This window comes from Streptomyces sp. NBC_01275 (genome assembly GCF_026340655.1).
In the GTDB taxonomy this organism is placed as follows: domain Bacteria; phylum Actinomycetota; class Actinomycetes; order Streptomycetales; family Streptomycetaceae; genus Streptomyces.
This window is the reverse complement of record NZ_JAPEOZ010000001.1, coordinates 9,250,696-9,272,377: the sequence shown is the minus strand read 5'-3', so window position 1 is coordinate 9,272,377 and position 21,682 is coordinate 9,250,696. Positions and strand designations below refer to the sequence as shown.

The window sequence follows — 21,682 nt, the reverse complement described above, 5'->3', positions numbered from 1 at the left end:
ACCAGGCCTTCACAACGCTGCGATAGTGCGCGGACGCCAACGCGGCCACCGCTATGTTGTGGCCCGGAGACAGTGCCGGAGACAGCGCAGGTGCCGGTGCCGGAGACAGCGCAGGTGCCGGTGCCGGAGACAGCGCAGGAGTCGGCGCCGGAGACAGCGCAGGAGTCGGCGCCGGAGACAGCGCAGGAGTCGGCGCAGAGTCGGCGTCCGGGCGGGGAGGGGACCATGACCGCGGTGCGCGGCCCGCAGCAGATCACGGCCGTTCTACGGGACATGGCCGACGACCCCGAGGTGTCCGGCGAGCTGGTGCGCGCGGCCCGCAGTCAGTCCCCGGAGCTGTCCGGGCTCGCCGAGGAGGCGACCCGTTCGCATGTGACGGCGATGATCCGGGACGCCGGCCCCTGGTTCGCCGCGCTGGAGCGGTCCGGGGCGGTCGAGGAGCAGGACTTCACCTCCGCCCTGCTGCTGGGCGCCGACCGCGCGGTGCAGGGCGTCCCGATGACGGCCGTGCTGCGCGGGGTGCAGGCGGCGCTGTCCCGGGCGGCGGAGATCACGGTGGACCGCTGCCGTTCGGCAGGGGTGCCGGACCGGGTGCTGCTGTCGGTGGTGCTGCGCCTGCAGGAGTACGGCAACGCGGTCGAGCGGCATGTGGTCCACGGCTACCGGGCCGCCGAGCACGAGACGCCGCGCGCGCTGGGCGCGGTGCGCGCCCGGCTGCTGCGCCGGATCCTGCTCGGCGAAGTCGCCCCGCAGGGCGAAGTCGCTCCGCATCCGGAGGAGTTGGCGCAGGCCGGGGTCCGCGCGGACGCCGACGGCCGCTACCACTGCCTCGCCGCGTTCCCCGCCCGCCGCCGTTCGCTGCGCTCGGCGCACGTCGTCACGGGAACGCTCGACGGACGACTTGCGGGGCTGGGCCCGCGGCCGCCCGGCGCCGACGAGGTCCCCCAGGACGCCCTCGTCGTGGTCGCGCCGGCCGCCGCCCTGTCCGAACTGCCCGCGCTGTACCGGCTGTGCGTGCGCGCGGTGGACGTCGGCCTGGAGCGGGGACTGCACGGCCGCCACGACGTCACGGACTTCGCCGCCCTGCTCGCCCTGGCCGAACAGCCGCTGCTGGGCGCGCTGGTGCGCGACCGGCTGCTCGGCGGGCTCGATCCCGCGAACGACTTCCACCGTCAACTCGCCCTGACCGCGCTGGCGTTCCTCGACAACGGCCGCCGCCTGGACCAGACGGCCGCGGCCCTGTTCACGCATCCCAACACGGTCCGTTACCGGCTGGGCCGGCTGCGGCAGATCACCGCCACACCCCTCCCCGACGGCGACGCCGGTCCGCTGGACGCGCTGCACTGGTGGTGGGCGCTGACGTGCTGGCTGTCAACTCGGAGCTGAGCAGGGCCTCTTGTCCGCCGGCGAAACTTGTTCGGCCCTTCGGACATTGTTCGAGAAGTCTTGACGCGGCCATGTACAGCGTTTGACACTCTCGCAACATCACGTCACACGGCTGAAACGGCGGTCCCCTATGACGCATAGAAAACGCTTCCGCACCGGCGCGAGACGCGGGGCGGGGCGACTGGCGGCGTTGACCGCCGCGTCACTGCTCGTGGGGCTCGTCGGAGCCGCGACTCCCGTCCAGGCGGCGGATGTCGCGCAGGCCGCAGACGTCGCCGACGTCACCGACGGACTGGCCCTCTGGTACAAGCTCGACGGCGCGTCCGGCACGACGGTGCCCGACGCCTCCGGTCACGGCCGCGACGGCACGGTCAACGGCGTCGCCGACTGGTCGACGTCCGGCCAGGGGCTCGCCTTCAACGGCTCCGACACCTACGTCAAGGCGCCGAACGACGTCATGAAGGGCATGACGTCGATCAGCGTCGCGATGGACGTGAAGATCGACGCCGCGCAGACCACGCCGTACTTCCTGTACGGCTTCGGCAACTCCAGCGGCAGCAACGGCAACGGCTACCTGTTCGCCACCGGCAACTCCCTGCGCACCTCGATCGCGACCGGCAACTGGTCGACGGAGCAGACCACCAAGCCCGCCGACTCCCACAACCTGACCCGCGCGGTGTGGAAGAACGTCACCTACACCCAGACCGGCGCCACCGGCGTCCTGTACGAGGACGGCGTCGAGGTCGCCCGCAACACCTCGGTGACCATCGCACCGGGGGCGATCGGCTCGGGCACGACCACCGCCAACTACCTCGGCAAGTCGGTGTACTCGGGCGACAAGCTGTTCAAGGGCGGCATGCGCGACTTCCGCGTGTACGACCGGGCGCTGACGGGGTCCGAGGTCGAGCAGCTCGCCCTTCCCGTCGCCACGCAGGGCGTCTCCGACGACAAGGCCTCCCTCTCGCTCGGCGACACCAGTGCCGTCGTCGCCGACCTGGACCTGCCCAGGACAGGATCCGCGGGCGGCTCCACGATCAGCTGGGCCAGCGACGACACCGCCGTGGTGTCGGACGCCGGCAAGGTGACCCGCCCCGCGGCCGGCGAGCCGGACGGCCACGCCACGCTCACGGCGACGCTGAAGAAGGGCACGGTCACCGCGACCAGGTCCTTCGAGGTGACGGTCCTCGCGGCGTTCGACGACGACACCGCGGCCCGGCAGGCCGCCGAGGCCCTCACCGTCCACAACCTCGACGACGCCCGCGGAAACCTCACCCTCCCGGCGAGGGGTTCGTACGGCACGGACGTCACCTGGTCCTCCGCAGACCCGGACGTCGTCTCGGCCGACGGCGTGGTCCACCGCCCCGCGCACGGCGCCGGCGGCGCCACGGTCGCGCTGACCGCGACGGTCGCCAAGGGGGACGCGAAGGCGACCCGCGTGTTCACCGCGAAGGTCCCCGCGCTCCCCGCGAAGGAAGCCCTCAAGGGCTATCTCTTCAGCTACTTCACCGGCGAGGGCACCTCGGACGGCGAGCAGCTCTACGCGGCCCTCAGCAAGGGCGACGACCCGCTGAAGTGGCGGGAGCTGAACGACGGCAAGCCCGTCCTGACGTCCACGCTCGGCGAGAAGGGCCTGCGCGACCCGTTCATCATCCGCTCCCCCGAGGGCGACAAGTTCTACCAGATCGCCACCGACCTCAGGATCTACGGCAACGGCGACTGGGACGCAGCCCAGCGCACCGGCAGCAAGTCGGTCATGGTGTGGGAGTCCACCGACCTCGTCCACTGGACCGACCAGCGCCTGGTGCAGGTCTCCCCGGACAGCGCCGGCAACACCTGGGCCCCGGAGGCGTACTACGACGCCGCGCTCGGCGAGTACGTGGTCTTCTGGGCGTCGAAGCTGTACGACAACGAGGCCCACTCCGGTGACACCTACAACCGGATGATGTACGCCACGACCCGCGACTTCTACACCTTCAGCGAGCCCAAGGTCTGGATCGACCGCGGCTACTCCGTCATCGACTCCACGGTGATCCAGCACGACGGCACGTACTTCCGCCTGTCGAAGGACGAGCGCAACAACTCCTCCTCCACGCCCAACAGCAAGTTCATCTTCGAGGAGAAGAGCGACTCGCTGCTGAACCTCTCCTGGGACGCGGTCGCCGAGGGCATCGGCAAGGGCGCGATGAGCGCGGCCGAGGGGCCGCTGGTGTTCAAGTCCAACACCGAGGACAAGTGGTACGCGTTCCTCGACGAGTTCGGCGGCCGCGGCTACCTCCCGTTCGAGACGACCGACCTCGCCTCCGGCGTCTGGACCCCGTCGACCGGCTACGACCTGCCGTCCAAGCCCCGCCACGGCACCGTGCTGCCGGTCACCCAGGCCGAGTACGACCGGCTGCTGCGCGCCTACCAGCCCGACCAGCTGGTGGCGAGCGTCGAGGACGTGTCGGTGAAGACGCGCGTCGGCGAGGCCCCCGTCCTGCCCGCGACCGTGATCGCCGAGTACGCCGACGGAGTCACCCGACCGGTGGCCGTGACCTGGGACGCCGTCCCCGCGTCGGACTACGCCCAGACCGGGACCTTCACGGTGACCGGCGCTCTCCCCGACGGCGCCGCCGTCCCGGTCCGCGCCGAGGTCACCGTCTCCGCCCAGGGCCCCGACGTGCCCGCCGACCTGCTGCTGCACTACGGCTTCGACGAGACGTCCGGCAGCATCGCCCGCGACTCCAGCGGCCACGGCTACCACGGCACCTATGTCCGAACGCCTGCCTTCGGCACGGGAGTCGAGGGCGGATCCTTCAAGATGTCCGGCGGCTCCAGCACCTCCGACTCGCCGTACGTCAAGATCCCGAACGGCGTCCTCAAGGACACCGACAGCGTCACCGTCTCCACGTACGCCAAGTGGAACGGCGGGGACAACTTCCAGTGGCTGTTCGGCCTGGGCCCGGACAGCGACAAGTACCTCTTCGCCACCCCGTCCAACGGCGGCGGCAGCCTCTTCTCGGCCGTCACCAAGGCCACCTGGTCGGGCGAGAAGCAGATGTCGGCGGGCTCCCCGCTGACCGTCGGCACATGGCAGCACGTCACCGTCACCCTGGACGGCTCGACCGGGACCGCGGTCCTCTACGTGGACGGCGCCGAGGCGGCCCGGGTCACCGGGATCACCATCAAGCCGTCCGACCTGTACGACGCGGCGAAGGGCTACAGCGGCTACATCGGCAAGTCCCTCTACTCCCCCGACCCGTACTTCGGCGGCGAGGTGGACGACTTCCGGATCTACAACCGGGCCCTGTCGGCGTCCGAGGTCCTGGAGCTGAGCGGCAACACGACGGGCATCGCCGCCGCGACCCACCCGGCGCTGAAGGTGGACGCGATCGTCGACGACGCGGACGCCAAGATCACGCTCCCGCTCACCGAGGGCACCGATCTCACCGCCCTGGCACCGGAGTTCACGCTCGCCCACGGCGCGGCGATCAGCCCGGCCTCCGGTTCGGCGCACGACTTCACCAGCCCCGTCACGTACGAGGTCACCGGCTCGGACGGCGAGAAGCGCACCTGGACGGTGACGGCGCTGGAGATGAGGAGCCCGGTGCTGCCGGGCCTCAACGCCGACCCGAACATCGTCCGCTTCGGCGACACCTTCTACCTCTACCCGACGACCGACGGCTTCGAGGGCTGGAGCGGTACGCAGTTCAAGGCGTACTCCTCCACCGACCTGGTCCACTGGAAGGACCACGGCGTCATCCTCGACCTGGGCCCGGACGTCTCCTGGGCGGACAGCAGGGCCTGGGCCCCGACCATGGAGGAGCGCGACGGCAAGTACTACTTCTACTTCTGCGCCGACGCCAGCATCGGCGTCGCGGTCTCGGACTCGCCGACCGGCCCGTTCAAGGACGCCCTGGGCAAGCCGCTGCTCGCCTCGGGCCGGTACCCGGGCCAGATGATCGACCCGGCGGTCTTCACCGACGACGACGGCCAGTCGTACCTCTACTGGGGCAACGGCCGGGCGTACGTCGTCCCGTTGAACGACGACATGGTCTCCTTCGACGCCTCGAAGGTCGCCGACATCACCCCGAGCGGCTACAACGAGGGCTCCTTCGTCGTCAAGCGCCAGGGCACCTACTACTTCATGTGGTCGGAGAACGACACCCGGGACGTGAACTACCGCGTCGCCTACGCGACCGGCCCCTCGCCCACCGGCCCCTGGACCAAGCGGGGCGTGATCCTGGAGAAGGACCTCTCCCTGGGCATCAAGGGCACGGGCCACCACTCGGTCGTCCACGTCCCGAACACCGACGACTGGTACATCGCCTACCACCGCTTCGCGATGCCCGGCGGCAACGGCTTCAACCGCGAGACCACCGTCGACAAGCTGGAGTTCGACGCGGACGGCCTGATCAAGAAGGTCGTGCCCACGCTCACCAGCGTCGACCCGGTGACCATCGTCCACGCCGGTCCGGACGCCAAGGGCGCCGAGGGCGACGCGATCGCCCTGAACGGCACGCTCTCCGGGGCGGGCAGCCCGAAGTGGACGGCGGAGAAGGGCGCGCCCTGCACGGTCGCGGACCCGGCCGCCGCCCGCACCACGGTCGCCTGCACCGACGACGGCACGTTCACCCTCACCCTGACCGGCGGACGCAGCACCGACACGGCCGTCGTCACGGTGACGAACGCGGCCCCGACGATCACCTCGGCCACCGGCCCGTCGTCCCCGGTCCCGGCCGGCCGCCGTACGGCCGTCACCGCCCGGTTCGACGACCCGGGCGCCGGCGACGCCCACACCTGCACGGTCGACTGGAAGGACGGCAGTAAGCCGGTCGCCGGGACGGTCACCGCGACCGGCTGCCGCGCCGAGCACACCTACGCCTCGGCCGGCATCCACCGCCCGGTGATCACCGTCACCGACGACGAGGGAGCCTCGGACAGCCGCACGCTCCCCGAGCTGATCGTGTACGACCGCTCGGCGGGCCCGGTGCTGGGCGCGGGCCGCGTCGGCTCCCAGGGGTTCTTCACCCTCGCCGCCGGCTACCTGCCGCACACCCTCGCCCCCGCGGGCCAGGTCACCTTCGACTCCGGTCCGGCCCGTCTGAAGTTCCGCTCCACCGGCCTGGACTGGCTCGTCGTCACCGGCTCCCGGGCGGTCCTCCAGGGCTCCGCCACGGTCGCGGGCAAGAGCGGCTACGCCTTCCGCGTCACCGCGACGGACCGCCCGGACATCTTCCACATCAGGATCTGGAAGAAGTCCGGCGGGGAACTGGTCTACGACAGTGGAGTCGGCGCGAAGACCAACGGCGTCGTGACGGTCGGCGCCCACCGCCGGTAGACGGTCACGTACGACGGTTAGAGTCATGGGCCCCCTGCCACCGCAGGGGGCCCATGCGTCGTACCGGGGGAACACCAGGCATGCCGACACCCGATCAGATCTGGAAGGACGCCGACCTGCCGACCCGGCGCCTCGCCGGGCTGGCCCTCAACCCGTCCACCCCGCTGGACGTCCTGCTGCGTCTGCTCGCCGACGCCCCCCTCGCCGTACGGATGGTGCTGTGCCGGGACCGGGACCTGCCCGAGGCGGTCGTCGACGCGGTGGTCGCGCACCCCGACGCGCGCACCCGCCGCTTCTTCGCCCGCAACGCACACATCGACCCCGCACAGCGGGCCCGGCTGGTGGACGATCCCGAGTGGGCGGTGCGCGCCGTGCTGGCCCACGGGCCGTGGGTGACTGATCCCTGTGAGTTCAGGCCGCTTCCCGACGAGACGATCGTGCGCATGATCAGCACGTACGAAGGCGACGCCATAGGCGGTTTCTTCTACCGGCAGATCTCCGTCGGACTGCACCTCTCCCTGCGCACGCACCCGGTCGCGAAGGTCCGCGCCTGGGGGGTCGGCGGGTGGGGTTCGCTGTCCGCCGAGACCCGGGCCGCGCTCCTGGCCGACCCCGACGCCGAGGTCCGGGAACGGGCCCGGCGGCATGCCGAGCAGCATGCCCGCGACGAGGACCCGGCGTGGGTGGAGAGCAACCTGCCCGCCCACTCGTGTCACGCCCGCACCGACATGCTGCTCCACCACGCCCTGAGCAGGGCGGTCGTGGACAGCGTCCTGACCGCTCCGGCCCGCGAGGACGAACGGGCGACGATCGCGGCCAACCCCGGCCTGCCGCCCGACGTCGTGGTCCTCCTGGCCGCCGACCCGGACCCCGAGGTCCGCTGGTACATCGCCCGCCGCGCGGACCTCGCGCCCGCCGAGCGCCGCGCCCTGGTCGAGGATCCCGACCCGGGCGTACGGCGCATGGTCGCCCGCCACCCGGACCTCGGCCTCGACGAGCGCCGTGCCCTCGCCTCGGACCCCGACCCCGGGGTGCGGCTCTCCGTCTCCGTCCACCCCGCGTGGAGCGAGGAGGAACGGGCCTCGATCGCCTACGAGGCCCCCCTCGACGTGCCTTTCGTCCCCGGCTTCGCCCTCCTGACGTCCAGGGACCCCGAAGCCGTCCGGCGGGACGCGCTCTCCGGTCACCCGATGCTGCGCCGCGAAGCGGCGAAGGAGCGCACGCTGCCGCCCGACCTCGTGGCCCGGCTCGCCGCCGACGACGACCTCGGCGTACGCGTCCTGCTGGCGCAGCACCACCCGGACGCCCCGCCGTCCGTCGTCCTGCGCAGCTTCCTCGAGTACACCGGGCCCGAGCGCGCCCACCTGCTCACCCGCCCGAACTTCCCGGCCGACGGGCTGGCCGGCCACGCCGACGACGAGGATCCGGAGGTCCGCGCCCTGGCCGCCCGCGACCCCGCGACCCCGCCGGACACGGTGGAACGGCTCACCCGGGACCCGGAACCCGCCGTACGGGCGGCGTTCGCACGCCACCCGAATCTTCCGGCGGACCGGCTCGCGGAGCTCCTCGACGACGAGGAGCTGGTCCACGAGGCCGCCGCGAACCCGGCGTTGGAGGTGGACGTGATCCGCCGTCTGGTGCGGGCCCTGCCCGTCAGGTGACGGCCAGCAGCGCCTCCAGTGCCGTCGCGGTCTCCGGGTGCCGGGCGAGGAGCGCCGCACCGGCTTCGGGGGCCTGCGGAGCGTCCCAGGTCCCGTCGTAGCCCAGCAGGTCCGCGAGGGCGTCGCAGGTCGCGGGGTGGGCGGCCAGGAGCGGGACGCCGCCGGCGCCCGCGGTGCCCGCGCTCGGTGCGAGGCGCAGGTCCAGCGGTTCCTGCGGGAGCCGCCACGGCGGTACCCAGGCGTCGAGTTCGGCGAGGCGGGCGGGGAAGACGCGGCCGGCCTCGCGGATCAGCAGCGGGGCCAGTTCGGTCCCGCCAGAGCGCAGGGTGGTGATCAGGGTGGGCAGCCAGGGCAGCAGCACCGGGTCGGGCAGCCGCGCGAACGCGTTCGACACCGCCTCCACGACGAAGTCGGCCAGGCCCGGCACCGGTTCCAGCGCGTGCAGGAACCCGCTGAGATAGCGGGGGTAGGCGGGGACCACCAGGGGGTTGCCGAGCAACTCGTCGCAACGCTCCCGCAGTTCGCCCCGGGTCATGGCGCCCAGATGGGTCCGGGCCGCCCAGAGCAGTGCGGTGCGGGCCGGGTCGGTCGGGTGGGACTGGGCGAGGGCGAGTTCGAGCTGGGTCCGGTCGCAGCCCAGCGACAGGGCCAGGCCCTCCATGCTGAACAGGAAGCCCAGCATCGCCGCGACCTGGCGGACGCTCGCGTCGTCGTCGGTGAACGCCGTCGGCAGCAGCGTGCAGTAGTGCGCGTAGCCGGTCTTGACGAACGACTCGATCCACGGCGGCAGCACCGGCTCGGCCGTGCGGTAGTACGCCAGCAGCCGGCGGACACGGCGCAGCACCTCGGGTGCGCCGTCGACGCTCCGCTCGTGCGCCAGGACCTCCAGGGCGCGGGTGCCCAGTTCGTCGGCGAGCCGGCGGCTGCGCAGATAGCGGACGGCGTCCTCGACGGTCTCCAGGACGGTGGCCGCGGTGGCCTGCGCGGCGTAGGCGGTGCGGCGCAGCCGCTGCTCCAGGACCTGCTCGATGCTGACGCCCTCGTAGCCGAGTTCGATGAGGGCGCGCTGGTGGGTGCCCAGGGCCAGGTCCCAGGACTCCTGGATGGGGCGCTCGCCGAGCCGCCGGTCGCCCATGATGGGACGGGCCGCGTCCCTGGGCAGCAGTCGGCGCAGCATCCACAGCACGTCGGAGCAGCGCTCCAGTTCGGGCTGGGCGGCGATGTCCAGCAGCGCCCGCTGCACCCCGCGCTGCTCGAGTCGCAGGTTCAACGGCGCGAGCCGGTCGTGCACGTCGCGGGCCAGCGGCGGCAGCGCGTCGTAGCCGACCTGGCCGACGCGGTCGCCGCCCATCATGATCTCCACCAGCCGGCGCACGTCCCGCCGCCCCGGCACGACGTCCTTCTCGATGCAGGTGACGGCCGCGTCCTGGAAGTCGTACGGCGTCGGCTTGGCGCGGTCGCGCATCCCGGCCAGGAGGATCGACGTCTCGAACACGGCGATGGCGTCGGCGGTGGAGGCGAGGTAGCCGCTGCGGCGGGCGGCGCGCACGATGTCCACCGACCAGCCGAGCAGTTCGGCCTCGTCGAGGGGGTCGAGGGCGGGCGGACGCTGCAGGAAACCGGTGAGTGCGTCGGCGGGCGGGGCCGCGGAGGCGGGAAGCGGGGCCACGGTCTTCCTGGGCCGGGTGCTCTTCTTCGCGCCCGCCTGGCCTTCGAGCCGGTACGGCCGTACGCCGGTGCGCTTGACGTTCTTCGCCCACTCCGTCGCGGCGATGGACACCGAGCCGGGGGCCAGGCCGAACTGTGCCTCGATCGCGGCGTGGCTGGAGGGGATCAGACCGTGCCGCCACGTGGTGGCGGTGCGCGGGGTGATCGCGAAGGTGTCGCTGCCGTGCACGCCGAACTCGGCGACGCGGCTGGCCGCGTGGAACGCGCCGCACACGTAGAGGCAGTCGGCGGGGTCGGCGCCGGTGGCGGCGAGGTGCTCGCGCATCCGGGTCCACATGTACCGCTCGCGGTCCTCGTCGACCTGCACCTTGCGCGGGTCGCCGGGGGCGAGCCGCCTGAAGAGGCTGCCGATGAGCAGCATCACCTGGCGGTAGGCGTCGTGGTCGCTGTCGCCGAGGGGCACTTCGACGTACTGGTGCCACCACTCCGACCAGTGCCGTACCCGGCCGTGGCGCAGGAGGTGTTCCTCCAGTTCGGCGAAGCGCGGACGCAGGTCGCCGATCTCCACGCCGACGGCGTCGCCGTGCAGGCCGGCGTCCTCCTCGGCGTGCGGTGCGTCGGGGCCGGGGGCGGGCTCGTCGGCGGGCCGGGCGTCCCACTGGAAGACGTGGTCCGAGGAGCGGTCGACGAGCACCAGTTCGACGCCGGGGGTGTCGAGGGCGTACGCGATGGCCTGGTACTCGGCGGAGGCCTCGGTGACCGGGGCGACCACCGAGAGCGGGGCCCAGTCGGCCGGAAAGCCCTCGATCTCGCTCGCGAAGGCCTGGACGGCCACGGGGAGGCGGCAGTTGCGCAGTTCGGTGAGGAGCGGCGCCATGTCCTCGCACAGCTCCAGGTAGATCACCTTCGGCTGCTTCTCGCGCAGCCGGCGGGCCATCGCGAGGGCCGAGGCGGGTGAGTGGTGGCAGACCGGGAAGATCTCCAGCGGCTCGCGGACCGCGCGCTCGACGTCGTCGACGATGCCCCGCAGGATGCCCTCCAGCGCGCCGGGCCCGTCCGCGAACGCCGTCGCCGCCTCGTGCAGTTGGCCGCGCAGCGCCTCGAAGGTGCCGCCGCTCACGACAGGGTCGCGATCGCGTCGCGGCCGCCCTCGAGGAACTCCGGCCAGGAGCCGCCCTGTTCCTTGCTGCGGGGTTCGACGACCCCGTGCAGGTACTTGTTGAGGATGGCGAGGTCCTCGGGCTCGCGCCGGGCCAGGGTGCCGACGAGGGAGGAGGCGAGGGTGTGGGCGGTGAGGGCGCGTTCGCCGAAGAAGTTGCTGTGCAGGACGGCGTCTTCGAGGACGCCGATCTGTTCGGCGGTGGACAGCGCGGACTCCAGTTTCTCGTCGTCGCTGCCGGCTGCGGCCGCGGAGGCGCGCAGGTCGGCGAAGCTCTGCAGGAGCACGTCCAGCAGGGTCGGCGGGACGTCCAGCTCGATCTGGTGGCGGCGCAGGAGTTCCTCGGTGCGGAAGCGGACGATCTCCGCCTCGCTCTTCTTGTTCGTCACCACCGGGACGCGGACGAAGTTGAAGCGGCGCTTGAGCGCCGAGGACAGGTCGTTGACGCCCCGGTCGCGGCTGTTGGCGGTGGCGATGACGGAGAAGCCGGGCTTGGCGAAGACGATGTTGTCGCTGTCCTTGTCGCTGCCCAGTTCCGGGACCGAGATGTACTTCTCGGACAGGATGGAGATCAGCGCGTCCTGGACGTCGCTGGTGGAGCGGGTCAGCTCCTCGAAGCGGCCGATCGCGCCGGCCTCCATGGCGGTCATGATCGGCGAAGGGATCATCGACTCCCGGGACTGGCCCTTGGCGATGACCATCGACACGTTCCACGAGTACTTGATGTGGTCCTCGGTGGTGCCGGCGGTGCCCTGTACGACCAGCGTGGAGTTACGGCAGATCGCGGCGGACAGCAGCTCGGCGAGCCAGCTCTTGCCGGTGCCGGGGTCGCCGATCAGCAGCAGACCGCGGTCGGAGGCGAGGGTGACGATGGACCGCTCGACGAAGCTGCGGTCGCCGAACCACTTCTGGGAGATCTCCCGGTCCAGGCCGTCGGCGCGCTCGGAGCCCAGCACGAACAGCCTGACCATCTTCGGGGACAGCCGCCAGGAGAACGGCTTGGGGCTGTCGTCGATCGACTCCAGCCAGTCCAGTTCCTCGGCGTACTTGATCTCGGCGGGGGCGCGCAACAGGTCGGACATCTCAGGGCCTTTCAAGAAAGAGGGGTGCCACGAAGAGGAAGGCGTGTCGGGCGATAAGGAGGTCAGGCGAGGAACGTCTTGAGTTCGTGGACGAGCTTGTTGATGTGACCGGAGATCACCGGGGTGCCGAGGGCCTTGAAGCGCTCCCGGAACCAGGGGTTGACCTCCTGCCGCCCGGAGCTGGTCACCGAGCCGACCGGGATGAACTTCACTCCGGAGCGGTGGACCGCCTCGATGCCTTCGAACAGCGGCTGTGAGCGGCTGAACTCGTAGAAGTCCGAGATCCACACCATCACGGTGTTCTTGGGCTCGGCGATCTTCGGTCGGGCCATGGCCATGGCGACGGGACCGTCGTTGCCGCCGCCCAGCTGGGTGCGCAGCAGCACCTCGAAGGGCTCGTTCACCCAGGGGGTGAGGTCGATGGCCCTGGTGTCGTACGCGATCAGGTGCACGTCGACCTTCGGCAGCCCCGCGAAGATCGACGCCAGGATGGTGCAGTTGACCATCGAGTCGACCATCGAGCCGGACTGGTCCACGACCACGATGAGCCGTTGCGGAGTCGTCTTGCGGGCGGTGTGGCGGTAGTAGAGGCGGTCGACGTAGAGCCGCTCCTCTTCGGGGCTGTAGTTGGTGAGGTTCTTCCAGATGGTGCGGTCGAGGTCGAGGTTGCGGAACACGCGCTTCGGCGGGATCGAGCGGTCGACCGCGCCGACCGTCGCCTTCTCCACCTGGGTGCGCAGCACGTCGGCGACCTCGTCGACGAAGCGGCGGATGAGCGCCTTGGCGTTGGCCAGGGCCACGCCGGACAGGTTGTTCTTGTCGCGCAGGAGCTGCTCGATGAGGGACATGCTCGGGGTGAGCCGGGCGGCGAGCCTGGGGTCGGCGAGGACCTCCCGCAGGTGCATCCGCGACACGAGGTCGGCCTCGATCGCGCCGAGCTCCGGACCGATCCCCGGGATCGGGTTGCCGGGACCGGGCGTGGAGCTGCCGGGATCCGGTGTCGTACGGCGGCCGCCGCGCAGTTCGCCGGGTTGGCAGCCGAGCGCGCGCTCCAGCCAGCCGGCGTCGCTCTGCCAGCGCGCCAGCTGTCCCGCGCCGACCGCTCCGGAGCCGGTGGCGAAGACGTTGAGCAGCACCTTGGAGACGAGCGCCGCGCGCCGCACCTCGTCGGGGGCGGACTCGGGCTCAGGGCCAGGCTCGGACTCGGTCTCGGTCTCGGACTCGGTCCTGGTCTCGGTCTCGGTCTCGGTCCTGGTCTCGGTCTCGGTCTCGGTCTCGGGGACCATCAGGCCGTCGAACTCCGACGCCAGTTCCGGGTGTCGCTGCACGATCGAGTCGACGGAGGTCTGGGGGTCCAGCAGGGCGGACGGCAGACCGACGTCCTCGACGACGGCGAGGCTGGCCGCCTCCAGCGCGGGCTGCTCCTCGGGGTCGAAGAGGCGGGCGAGCAGCCGCCAGTACAGGACCTGACGCCGGTTGTCGTCGGGAGCCGCCTCGGGTGTGTGCCCGGCAGCGGGGTCTGTGCCGTGCTCGGTGATGTGCTCGCTCATTTCCGCAGCAGCCTTCCGGCCCGTTCACGCAGGACGGTCACGGCGTCGGTGGCGGCCTTCTCGGCCCTGACGCCGACCTTGTCGGTGGTGCCGCCGGCCCACGCGCCCGCGTGCAGGGCCACGGTCTTCTTGCGCACGGTGGTCTCGACGGCGAGCGGCTGGAGGCGGAACTCCCCGCCGTCCCAGCGGAGCAGTCCGATGCACGCACCGGACGCGGCGACGGCCTCCGGGGTGAGGGGACTCGCGGTGGGGATGCGGTCCGTGTCGACGATGTGGAGGCGTCCGGCGACGGCGAACGAGAGGCCGCCGCCGTCCTCCCCGGTGTCGTCCCGCCGGATGTCGTAGCCCTCCAGGAACACCGGTTCGGCCAGGCGCGCCGGGTGGCGGTCCAGAGGCGCGACGGCCGGGGCGACAGCGGTCGGCAGGGCGATGCGGGCGGTGGCGAAGGAGTCGACCGGGTCGCCCGCGCGGGCCTGCGCGTCGTTCCAGATCAGGTCGCCGTCGTCGGTGAGCGGCATGCCGTCGAGGTCCATGGAGCGGCCCTCGCCGAGCGCCGCGAGCAGCGACAGACGGGGGCGCAGCAGCTGCCAGACGCCGGCGGCGACGACGGTGTCCGGCTTGGGGACGGAGACGCTCGCGCGGACCAGGCGGGGCGGGCCGCCGTCGGCGGGTTCGAAGACCGCGTGGACCTGGGCCTGCGCGGCGGTGGCGTGTTCGTGCAGGTCGACGCCGAGGGGCAGCAGGCGGCCGGTGGCGGCGAGCACGGCCGACGGCTCGGCGGCGCCGGGCCGGGTCAGCAGCAGGGCGCGGGACCACAGGTCGCCCCAGCGTCGCGCCGGGACCCGGTCCAGCATCGCGCCGGGGCAGGATGCGGCGAGTTCGGCGGCGAAGCCGTCGAGCAGGGTCGCCAGACGGCGCAGCGCGGGGTCGGGGAGCATCGCGGAGACGATCGGCGCGGCCGAGCCGACGAGGTCGTGGTCGATGCCCTGCCAGCCGGTGCGGGCGAGGTCGCACAGCCAGGTGCGGGCGGCCGCGAGCAGGTTCGCCGTCGGCCGCTCCCCCGGAGCCCCGGGCGTCGGCTCGCCGCGGGTACGGCCGGTCGTCTCGTCGACGCGGGCCGTGAGCGCGTCGTGGACGGCGCCGAGCAGGGCGGTGCGGGCGGCGGCGAGGGCGAGGAAGTGGTCCTCGCTCGCGGCTCCGGCCGCGGCCTTCTCGGCCGCCTCGGCGACCCGGGCGGCCAGCGGGGTGCCGGCGACGGCGCGGGCCAGCTCCGCCAGGTCGCCTGCCCGGTCGGGCCGGGGGCGCAACAGGCCCGTGACGAGGGCGCGATCGAGGGCGTCGGCCGCCGCCAGGGCTTCGTCGAGCCCGTCCACGGACCCGGTGAGGCCGTCGACGGATGCGGTGAGGCCGTCGACGCGCTTCCCCGCGCTCGGAGCGGTCTCGCTCTGGGGCTCACCCGTCGCCCGGGTCGGCGGGAACCACTGCATCTCCGGCAACGGGGCGGTGGCCGACGGGAGTTCGAGGTAGGCGAGGTGGCGCAGGAACCTGCTGAAGACGGGCGCCGCGGCCGCCTTGCCGTCCGCCTGCGAAGGGCGCGTACCGGTCATGGCGGCGGTGAGGGCGCCGGCGTCCGGCTCCTCTCCCGTCGTCTCGACGCGCAGATAGCGGGCGACGCGGTGGGCGCCGTACTGCAGGACGGCCTCGGTGATCAGGGCGCGCAGATGGTTGCAGAACGAGCCGCGCGCGCCGCCGCAGGGGCGGTTGTTGTTGGTCGAGCAGGCGAACGCGTACGTGCCGCACACGATCGACGAGACGTACACCCGCTCGATGTCCGAGCCGCTGGAGACCACGCCCTGCAGGCGTCCGTCGGCCAGTTCGACGAAGGGGACCTTGGCGAGCTTGCGCGGCCGGGCGGGCGGCACCACCCGGGCCGTGCTCGACTTCTCCCAGTCCGACAACACCATCTCCTTTGCAGCACAAGGGGGCACGCCGAATCGGCGCAGCACAGGGGGGTTGTCGCGCCATCTCGGCGCCACACGAACGAACTTACCGGCGACCACTGACAACGCCGTCCGGATGGCGTCGGAAGGCCGATCGGAGGCCAGGGGCGGGGGGCCGGGGCGCCGGGGGCCGTGGGACCGGGGGCCGGGGGCCGGGGCGGTTCACCTTGGTTTGCGGGTCCAAGGGCATCTCGACGGCGGGTCGGCCGGTATACGGTCCGAACCGCGATGTCCCGGAGTCCACCGCTCCTCGACGTGGGACATCGGGCTGCGGGGTGGGCGCCCTCAACGGATTCAGCGTCGTCCTGGGTCCGCTGGGGTGCGGCCGACGAACCGGGCCTCGGCCCGGCTGCTGCCGGTCACCGGTCTCGTCGGCGGCGGCGTCGGGGCGCTCCGAGGCCGAGGCGGGCTGACCCCGGCCGCGGGCCCCTCAGGCCTCAGGTGAGCGGCCGCGGCCCGACGCGCACGCGTAGAGCAGCGCCAGCCCCGCCGCCGTAGCCGCCGTAGCCGCCGTGGCGACGCCCTTGCGGGAGCGACCGCGGGACAGGACCGCGCCGGTGGAGCGGGCGGACAGCACCGACCCCGCGCTCAGCCAGGAGCCCAGGGACACGAAGGACAGGGCGGAGCCCACGGACCCCACGGACAGCCAGCTGCCGACCGAGCCGATGGACAGAGCGCTGCCCACGGAGCCGATGGAGAGGAACGAGTCGATCGAGCCGATCGACAGTGCGGAGTTCTTCGAGCCCAGCGAACGCCAGGAGCCGTTGCCGTCGATGCCGTCGATGCCGCTGCTACGCGTCGTCATGACTCGAGGATAAGGGGGCGACTGGGGGTCAGGCCGAGGGCGGCCTGACCCCCCAGTCGCGGTGGGCGATGCGGGCCAGGTCGTGGATCTCGCCGATCGTGCTCCACTCGTTCCTGCCCAGCCGCGCCAGGGGCCGCAGTCGCCGGATGTCGGGGTGCCCGTCGACGAGGACCTCCTCGTGCACGGCGGCGTGCACGACCTCGCCGAGGACCAGCGTGGAGTTGCCGATGCCGAGGGTCGAGTGCAGTCGGCACTCCAGTGCCACGGGCGAGGCGGCGACGCGGGGCGGCTTCACGCGCAGCGAGGACTCCCGTTCGATGCCCACCGCGTCGAACTCGTCGACCTCGGCCGGAAAGTCGGTGGCGCTGGCGTTGATCTGCTCGAGGAGCGGCTCGGGGGCGAGGTTGACGACGAACTCGCCGGTGGCCTCGATGTTGCGCAGCGAGTCCTTGCGCCCGACGGAGGTGAACTGGACGATCGGCGGGTCGGCGCAGGCGACGGTGAAGAAGGAGTGCGGGGCGAGGTTGGCGGTGGTGCCGTCGGCCGCCAGGGTCGACACCCAGGCGATGGGCCGGGGCACGACGACGGCGGTGAGCAGCCGGTAGAAGGCTCCGGCACCGAGGGAGGCGGGATCGTGATCAACGCGCATGACGGCCAGTTCTACCCGACCGGGGCGTCAGGGACATAACCAGCCGGGACATAACCGGCCGGGATATAACCGTCCCGGCCCCGGGGCTCAGCCCACGTCCCACAGGAACCGGTGGGTGTGGATGCCGAAGTAGGGGAAGGACTGGACGCCGCGCACGCCCTCGACCGGCCGCACGGTGTCGTTGACGAAGTCCAGCAGGTCCTTGGCGGTGGGGCTGACCACCTCGGCGAAGAGGTCGAACCCGCCGGAGGTGAGCACCGAGTACACCACCTCGGGGTGGGCGTCCAGCGCGTCGGCGACGGGGCGGGGATCGCCCTCGACGGTGATGCCGAGGAGCGCCATGGCCTGGCCGCCCATGGCCATCGGGTCGGTGACGCCGACGACCTGGACGGCCCGGGAGTCCAGCAGCCGTTGCAGACGCTGGCGGGCGGCGGACGCCGACAGGCCGACCTTGGGTCCGAGATCGGCGTACGCGATGCGTCCGTCGGTCTGCAGTTCGCGCAGGATGGCCCGGTCGATGTCGTCCACGGGTGGGTCCTCTCCGGTGGCGTCAGGCGGTCAGTTCGGCGAGGGCGGCGGCGAAGAGTTCGGTGTGGGCGTCGACGTCCTGGTCGGTGGTGTCGGGGCACATCAGGGCCATGTTGTGGAAGGGGGTGAGGAGGATGCCCCGGTTGGCGAGGTAGAGGTGCAGGAAGTCCTCCAGCTCGGTGTCGCCGGCGGCCGCGGCCTCGGTGCCGGTGCGGGGCGCCGGGGCCGTGAAGCGGTACTCGGTGCGGGCGCCGAGGCGGCTGACCGACCAGGGCAGGGCGTGCGCGTCGATGCCCGCGCGGACGCCCGCCTCGAAGCGTGCGGACAGTCGGTGCATCCGGGCGAACGCCTCGTCGGTCAGGACGTGTTCGAGGGTGGCGCGGGTGGCGGCGACGGACAGCGCGTTGCCGGCGAGGGTGCCGCCGACGCCGCCCATGTCGACCAGGTCCAGGTCGGCGCGGTCCAGCAGCCGTTCGGCGAGGTCGGCGGAGAGTCCGTAGGCGCCGGCCGGGATGCCGCCGCCGATGGCCTTGCCGATGGTGAGGACGTCCGGTGCGAGGTCCCATACGGCGGTGCAGCCGCCCGGTCCGGCGGAGAAGGTGTGCGTCTCGTCGTTGATGAGGAGCGTGCCGTGGCGGTGGGTCAGTTCGCGCACGCCGGCGAGGTAGCCGGGTTCGGGCAGGACGATGCCGATGTTGGTGAGGGCGGGTTCCATCAGTACGGCGGCCACGTCGCCGTGGGCGAGTTCGCGCTCCAGGTGGTCCAGGTCGTTGAACTCCGCGACCCGGCTGGTGAGGGTGACGTCGCAGGGGGCGCCGACGTTGCCGGGGCGGGCGGCGCCGTGGCCGTCGGGGCCGGTCACGATCAGGGACTCGTCGACGCTGCCGTGGTAGCAGTAGCTGTTGACCAGGATCTTAGGGCGGGCGGTGACGGCCCTCGCGAGCCGGATCGCCCAGCGGTTGGCGTCGGTCGCGGTCAGGGCGAAGCTCCAGCGGGGCAGTCCGAAGCGCCGGGTCAGCTCGGCGCCGACCCACTCGGCGTCCTCGGTCGGCAGCATCGCGGTCGCGCCGCCCAGGGCGGTGAAGCGGTGCTGGACGGCGTCGGCGACGGCGGTCGGCGAGTGGCCCGCCATCGCGCCGGTGTCGCCCAGGCAGAAGTCGATGTACTCATGCCCGTCGACGTCGCGGACCCGGGCGCCCCGCGCGGACTCCAGATACCGGGGGAAGGCGCCGGCCGTCTTGTTCATCCAGGTCATCGGCACCCTGCCGAAGAGGTGCTCGGCCCGGTCGTAGGCGGCCCGGGAACGGGGGTTGCGGCGCTCGGCGTCCGCGCTCTCGCGGTCCAGCAGCTGACGCAGTCGGGCACGGTCCATGGCACACCTCGGGTCCGCGGGACGAGTGGACGTGAATGAGTGAAGGACGAGTGAATGCCGTGAATCTACGATCGCGGGTGCGGAATCCTCAAGGCGTCGCGATCGATTCGCTCGTCGGGACGATCGAAACGGCCGAGTGGCCTATTGAGACGAAGGTCACGAATACGTATCGGGCATTTAACACTTCAATCTTCACACTGGCCACACATGTTGGCTAAGTTGACGCTCAGCAAGCTTGGGGTGTCATCGACTCGTCGGTGGCCCGGGAAGGAGTACGTCTTCCATGGCGACGGAGGTCGGGGAGCCGAGCCGGGCCGAGATACAGCAGCGGGTCAACTCGCTGTACAACCGGGCCGAGAGCGACACCGGTAACTACAACGCCACGCGCGCCATGTCGAACGCGGACCGCAGATCCGGCGTCTCCCTCGCCCGGGGACGCGGGGAGTCCGGGCCGTCGGTGGAGTCCGTGGCCCGCAGATGGTTCGACGGGGCGCGCACCAGCATCGGCCCGACGGTTCCCGCGGTGCTGCCTGCCGACCGGATGCCCGCTCGACCGGCCCCTCAACCCGTGCGCATCCCCAAAGAGTTGGAGCGCATCATCGAGGGCGGGGGGACGCCCGCGCTGGAGTCGGGGCGCCGACTCGAACTCGAGGCCCCCCAGCGGCGTACTCCGGAGCTGCCCGGGCGCGCCGTCGCCGCGCTGCCCGCCGCGCCCGAGCGGACGCCCGCGGCGCCTGCGGCGCTCGAGCCGCCCCGCGCGCAGGCCCTGGCCCTGCCGACCGCGTCCGGCGCCCCGGCTGGGCAGGTCAACGCCGCTCCGACGGACCGTCAGGCCTCCCTCAGGAACAACAAGGAGAAGGCCGGGCGCAAGCTGGCGACCGCCCGCGACCTGCTGGCCCGCGCCCTGGCCCAGCCGACACAGCCGCCGACTCCACAGCCCTCCCAGCTGACGACATCGATGCCGGTGATGCAGACGGGCTCCATGCCCGTGATGCAGACAGGCTCCATGGCCGCGATGCAGACAGGCTCCATGCCCGTGATGCAGACAGGCTCCATGCCCGCCATGCAGACAGGCTCCATGCCCGCCATGCAGACGGCACCCCAGTCCATGACGGCTCAGACCGCGCCGATGCAGTCGGCACAGATGCAGCCCGCACCGGCGCAGCAGCAGGCCGCCCAGCCCATGGCAGCGCAGCCCACCGCGCCCGTTCCGGCGCAGCCGGGGGACACCGCGGAGCAGCAGGCGTTCCGCGCGGAGATGGCCGCCGCGTGGGCGGGCCAGGCGGCGGCCACGGGATCGGCGGCCTCCACGGGCTCGACGGGACCCTCGCCGCGCCCCGCCGACACCAACCCCCCGATGCCCGAGGCCAAGATCATGACCCCGGGCGCCGGGGCCAGGTCCGGCTCCGCCTTCCCGACGTCCGAATTCGGCGTCGCGCAGCCCGCGTTCCGCTTCCCGATGCCGGACGAGGCCGGGAACACCCCGCCGTCCGGTACTCCCGTGCCCCAGGCCGGCCCCTCGACGGGCTCCTTCGCCTTCCCCATGCCGGACGCGGCCCCCAGCACGCCGACCCCTCAGTCAGGCCCCGGAACAGGCCAGTTCATGTTCCCCATGCCGGACGCCGCCCCGGTCGCGCCCGCGCCCCAAGCAGGCCCCGGAACAGGCCAGTTCGCGTTCCCCATGCCGGACGCAGTCCTCGTCGCCCCCGCGCCCCAGACCGGCCCCTCGACAGGCTCCTTCGCCTTCCCCATGCCGGACGCGGCCCCCAACGCGCCGACCCCTCAGTCAGGCCCCGGAACAGGCCAGTTCATGTTCCCCATGCCGGACGCCGCCCCGGTCGCGCCCGCGCCCCAAGCAGGCCCCGGAACAGGCCAGTTCGCGTTCCCCATGCCGGACGCAGTCCCCGTCGCCCCCGCGCCCCAGACCGGCCCCTCGACAGGCTCCTTCGCCTTCCCCGGGTCCGACGCGGGGTACGGCGGCGCGCCTGCCATGGCTCCGCCCATGCCCACCGCGGCTCCGGTTCCGCAGCCCGCCCCTACCCCTACCCCTGCGCCTGCCCCCGCGCCCGTCGGCGTCACCGCCGCCGCGACCGGCACGGCGTATCTCGGGAAGGCCGACAAGGCCCTCGCCTTCGCGCGGGCGCAGGTCGGGCGGCCCTGTCTGCCGGGAGCCACGGGCCCGGAGTCGTACGACTGCTCCAGCCTCACGCAGGCCGCGTGGCGGGCCGCCGGAGTGACCCTGCCGCGCTCCGCCATCGACCAGGCGAAGGCCTTCACCCGGGTCGGTCTCAACGAACTCCGCGTCGGCGACCTGGTCTTCTTCCACGACGACCTCGACCATGTCGGCCTGTGCACGGACGGCGGCAACATGATTCACGCCCCCGGCCCGGGCGCGTACATCCGCGAGGAGTCGATCCTCGCCGTCGGGGAGGGCACGGTGCGAGGAGCGGTTCGCCCCGTCTGACCCTCACCGCACCTCGGCTCACCGCGCCGCACCTCGCC

12 protein-coding genes are annotated in these 21,682 nt (G+C 72.4%); 4 read left to right on the top strand and 8 right to left on the bottom strand.

Annotated features, from left to right (window positions below; all coding sequences use genetic code 11):
• Positions 1–225: 225 nt before the first annotated feature.
• From OG562_RS40700 to OG562_RS40690, 3 genes are all read left to right on the top strand, one after another.
• Complete coding sequence (locus OG562_RS40700) at positions 226–1,386, top strand: helix-turn-helix domain-containing protein (protein ID WP_266407042.1); 1,161 nt, start codon at positions 226–228, stop codon at positions 1,384–1,386.
• A 130-nt stretch (positions 1,387–1,516) separates the two neighbouring features.
• Positions 1,517–6,706 carry a family 43 glycosylhydrolase gene (locus OG562_RS40695; protein WP_266407039.1) on the top strand — a complete coding sequence of 1,730 codons (5,190 nt, stop codon included), beginning with the start codon at positions 1,517–1,519 and terminating at the stop codon, positions 6,704–6,706.
• A gap of 80 nt (positions 6,707–6,786) precedes the next feature.
• The gene (locus OG562_RS40690; RefSeq protein WP_266407037.1) at positions 6,787–8,367 is read left to right on the top strand and encodes a hypothetical protein; all 1,581 of its coding nucleotides are present in this window, start codon (positions 6,787–6,789) and stop codon (positions 8,365–8,367) included.
• On the opposite strand, the gene OG562_RS40685 is transcribed toward OG562_RS40690, so the two are convergent.
• The 8 genes from OG562_RS40685 to OG562_RS40650 form a co-directional block, all read right to left on the bottom strand.
• Complete coding sequence (locus OG562_RS40685) at positions 8,360–11,155, bottom strand: DUF5682 family protein (protein ID WP_266407035.1); 2,796 nt, start codon at positions 11,153–11,155, stop codon at positions 8,360–8,362. The genes OG562_RS40690 and OG562_RS40685 overlap by 8 nt on opposite strands.
• Positions 11,152–12,276 (bottom strand): AAA family ATPase, encoded by a 1,125-nt coding sequence (locus OG562_RS40680; RefSeq protein WP_266407033.1) that lies wholly within the window; start codon positions 12,274–12,276, stop codon positions 11,152–11,154. Before OG562_RS40680 ends, OG562_RS40685 begins: the two co-directional genes overlap by 4 nt.
• Before the next feature lie 62 nt (positions 12,277–12,338).
• On the bottom strand, positions 12,339–13,826 hold the full coding sequence (locus tag OG562_RS40675) for a VWA domain-containing protein (RefSeq protein WP_266407031.1): 1,488 nt from the start codon (positions 13,824–13,826) through the stop codon (positions 12,339–12,341).
• Positions 13,823–15,199 (bottom strand): hypothetical protein, encoded by a 1,377-nt coding sequence (locus OG562_RS40670; RefSeq protein WP_266409794.1) that lies wholly within the window; start codon positions 15,197–15,199, stop codon positions 13,823–13,825. The genes OG562_RS40675 and OG562_RS40670 overlap by 4 nt, the downstream gene beginning before the upstream one ends.
• Before the next feature lie 1,057 nt (positions 15,200–16,256).
• Positions 16,257–16,631, bottom strand: a complete 375-nt coding sequence (locus tag OG562_RS40665; protein ID WP_266407029.1) for a hypothetical protein — start codon at positions 16,629–16,631, stop codon at positions 16,257–16,259.
• Between the two features lie 28 nt (positions 16,632–16,659).
• A complete protein-coding gene (locus tag OG562_RS40660) occupies positions 16,660–17,280 on the bottom strand; it encodes a flavin reductase family protein (RefSeq protein WP_266407027.1) in 621 nt (206 codons plus the stop codon).
• A gap of 87 nt (positions 17,281–17,367) precedes the next feature.
• Complete coding sequence (locus tag OG562_RS40655) at positions 17,368–17,808, bottom strand: Lrp/AsnC family transcriptional regulator (RefSeq protein WP_266407025.1); 441 nt, start codon at positions 17,806–17,808, stop codon at positions 17,368–17,370.
• Between the two features lie 22 nt (positions 17,809–17,830).
• On the bottom strand, positions 17,831–19,180 hold the full coding sequence (locus OG562_RS40650) for a transaminase (protein ID WP_266407023.1): 1,350 nt from the start codon (positions 19,178–19,180) through the stop codon (positions 17,831–17,833).
• 283 nt (positions 19,181–19,463) lie between these two features.
• Here OG562_RS40650 and OG562_RS40645 point away from each other — a divergent pair, with 283 nt between their 5' ends.
• The gene (locus OG562_RS40645) at positions 19,464–21,644 is read left to right on the top strand and encodes a C40 family peptidase (RefSeq protein WP_266407021.1); all 2,181 of its coding nucleotides are present in this window, start codon (positions 19,464–19,466) and stop codon (positions 21,642–21,644) included.
• Positions 21,645–21,682 lie beyond the last annotated feature (38 nt).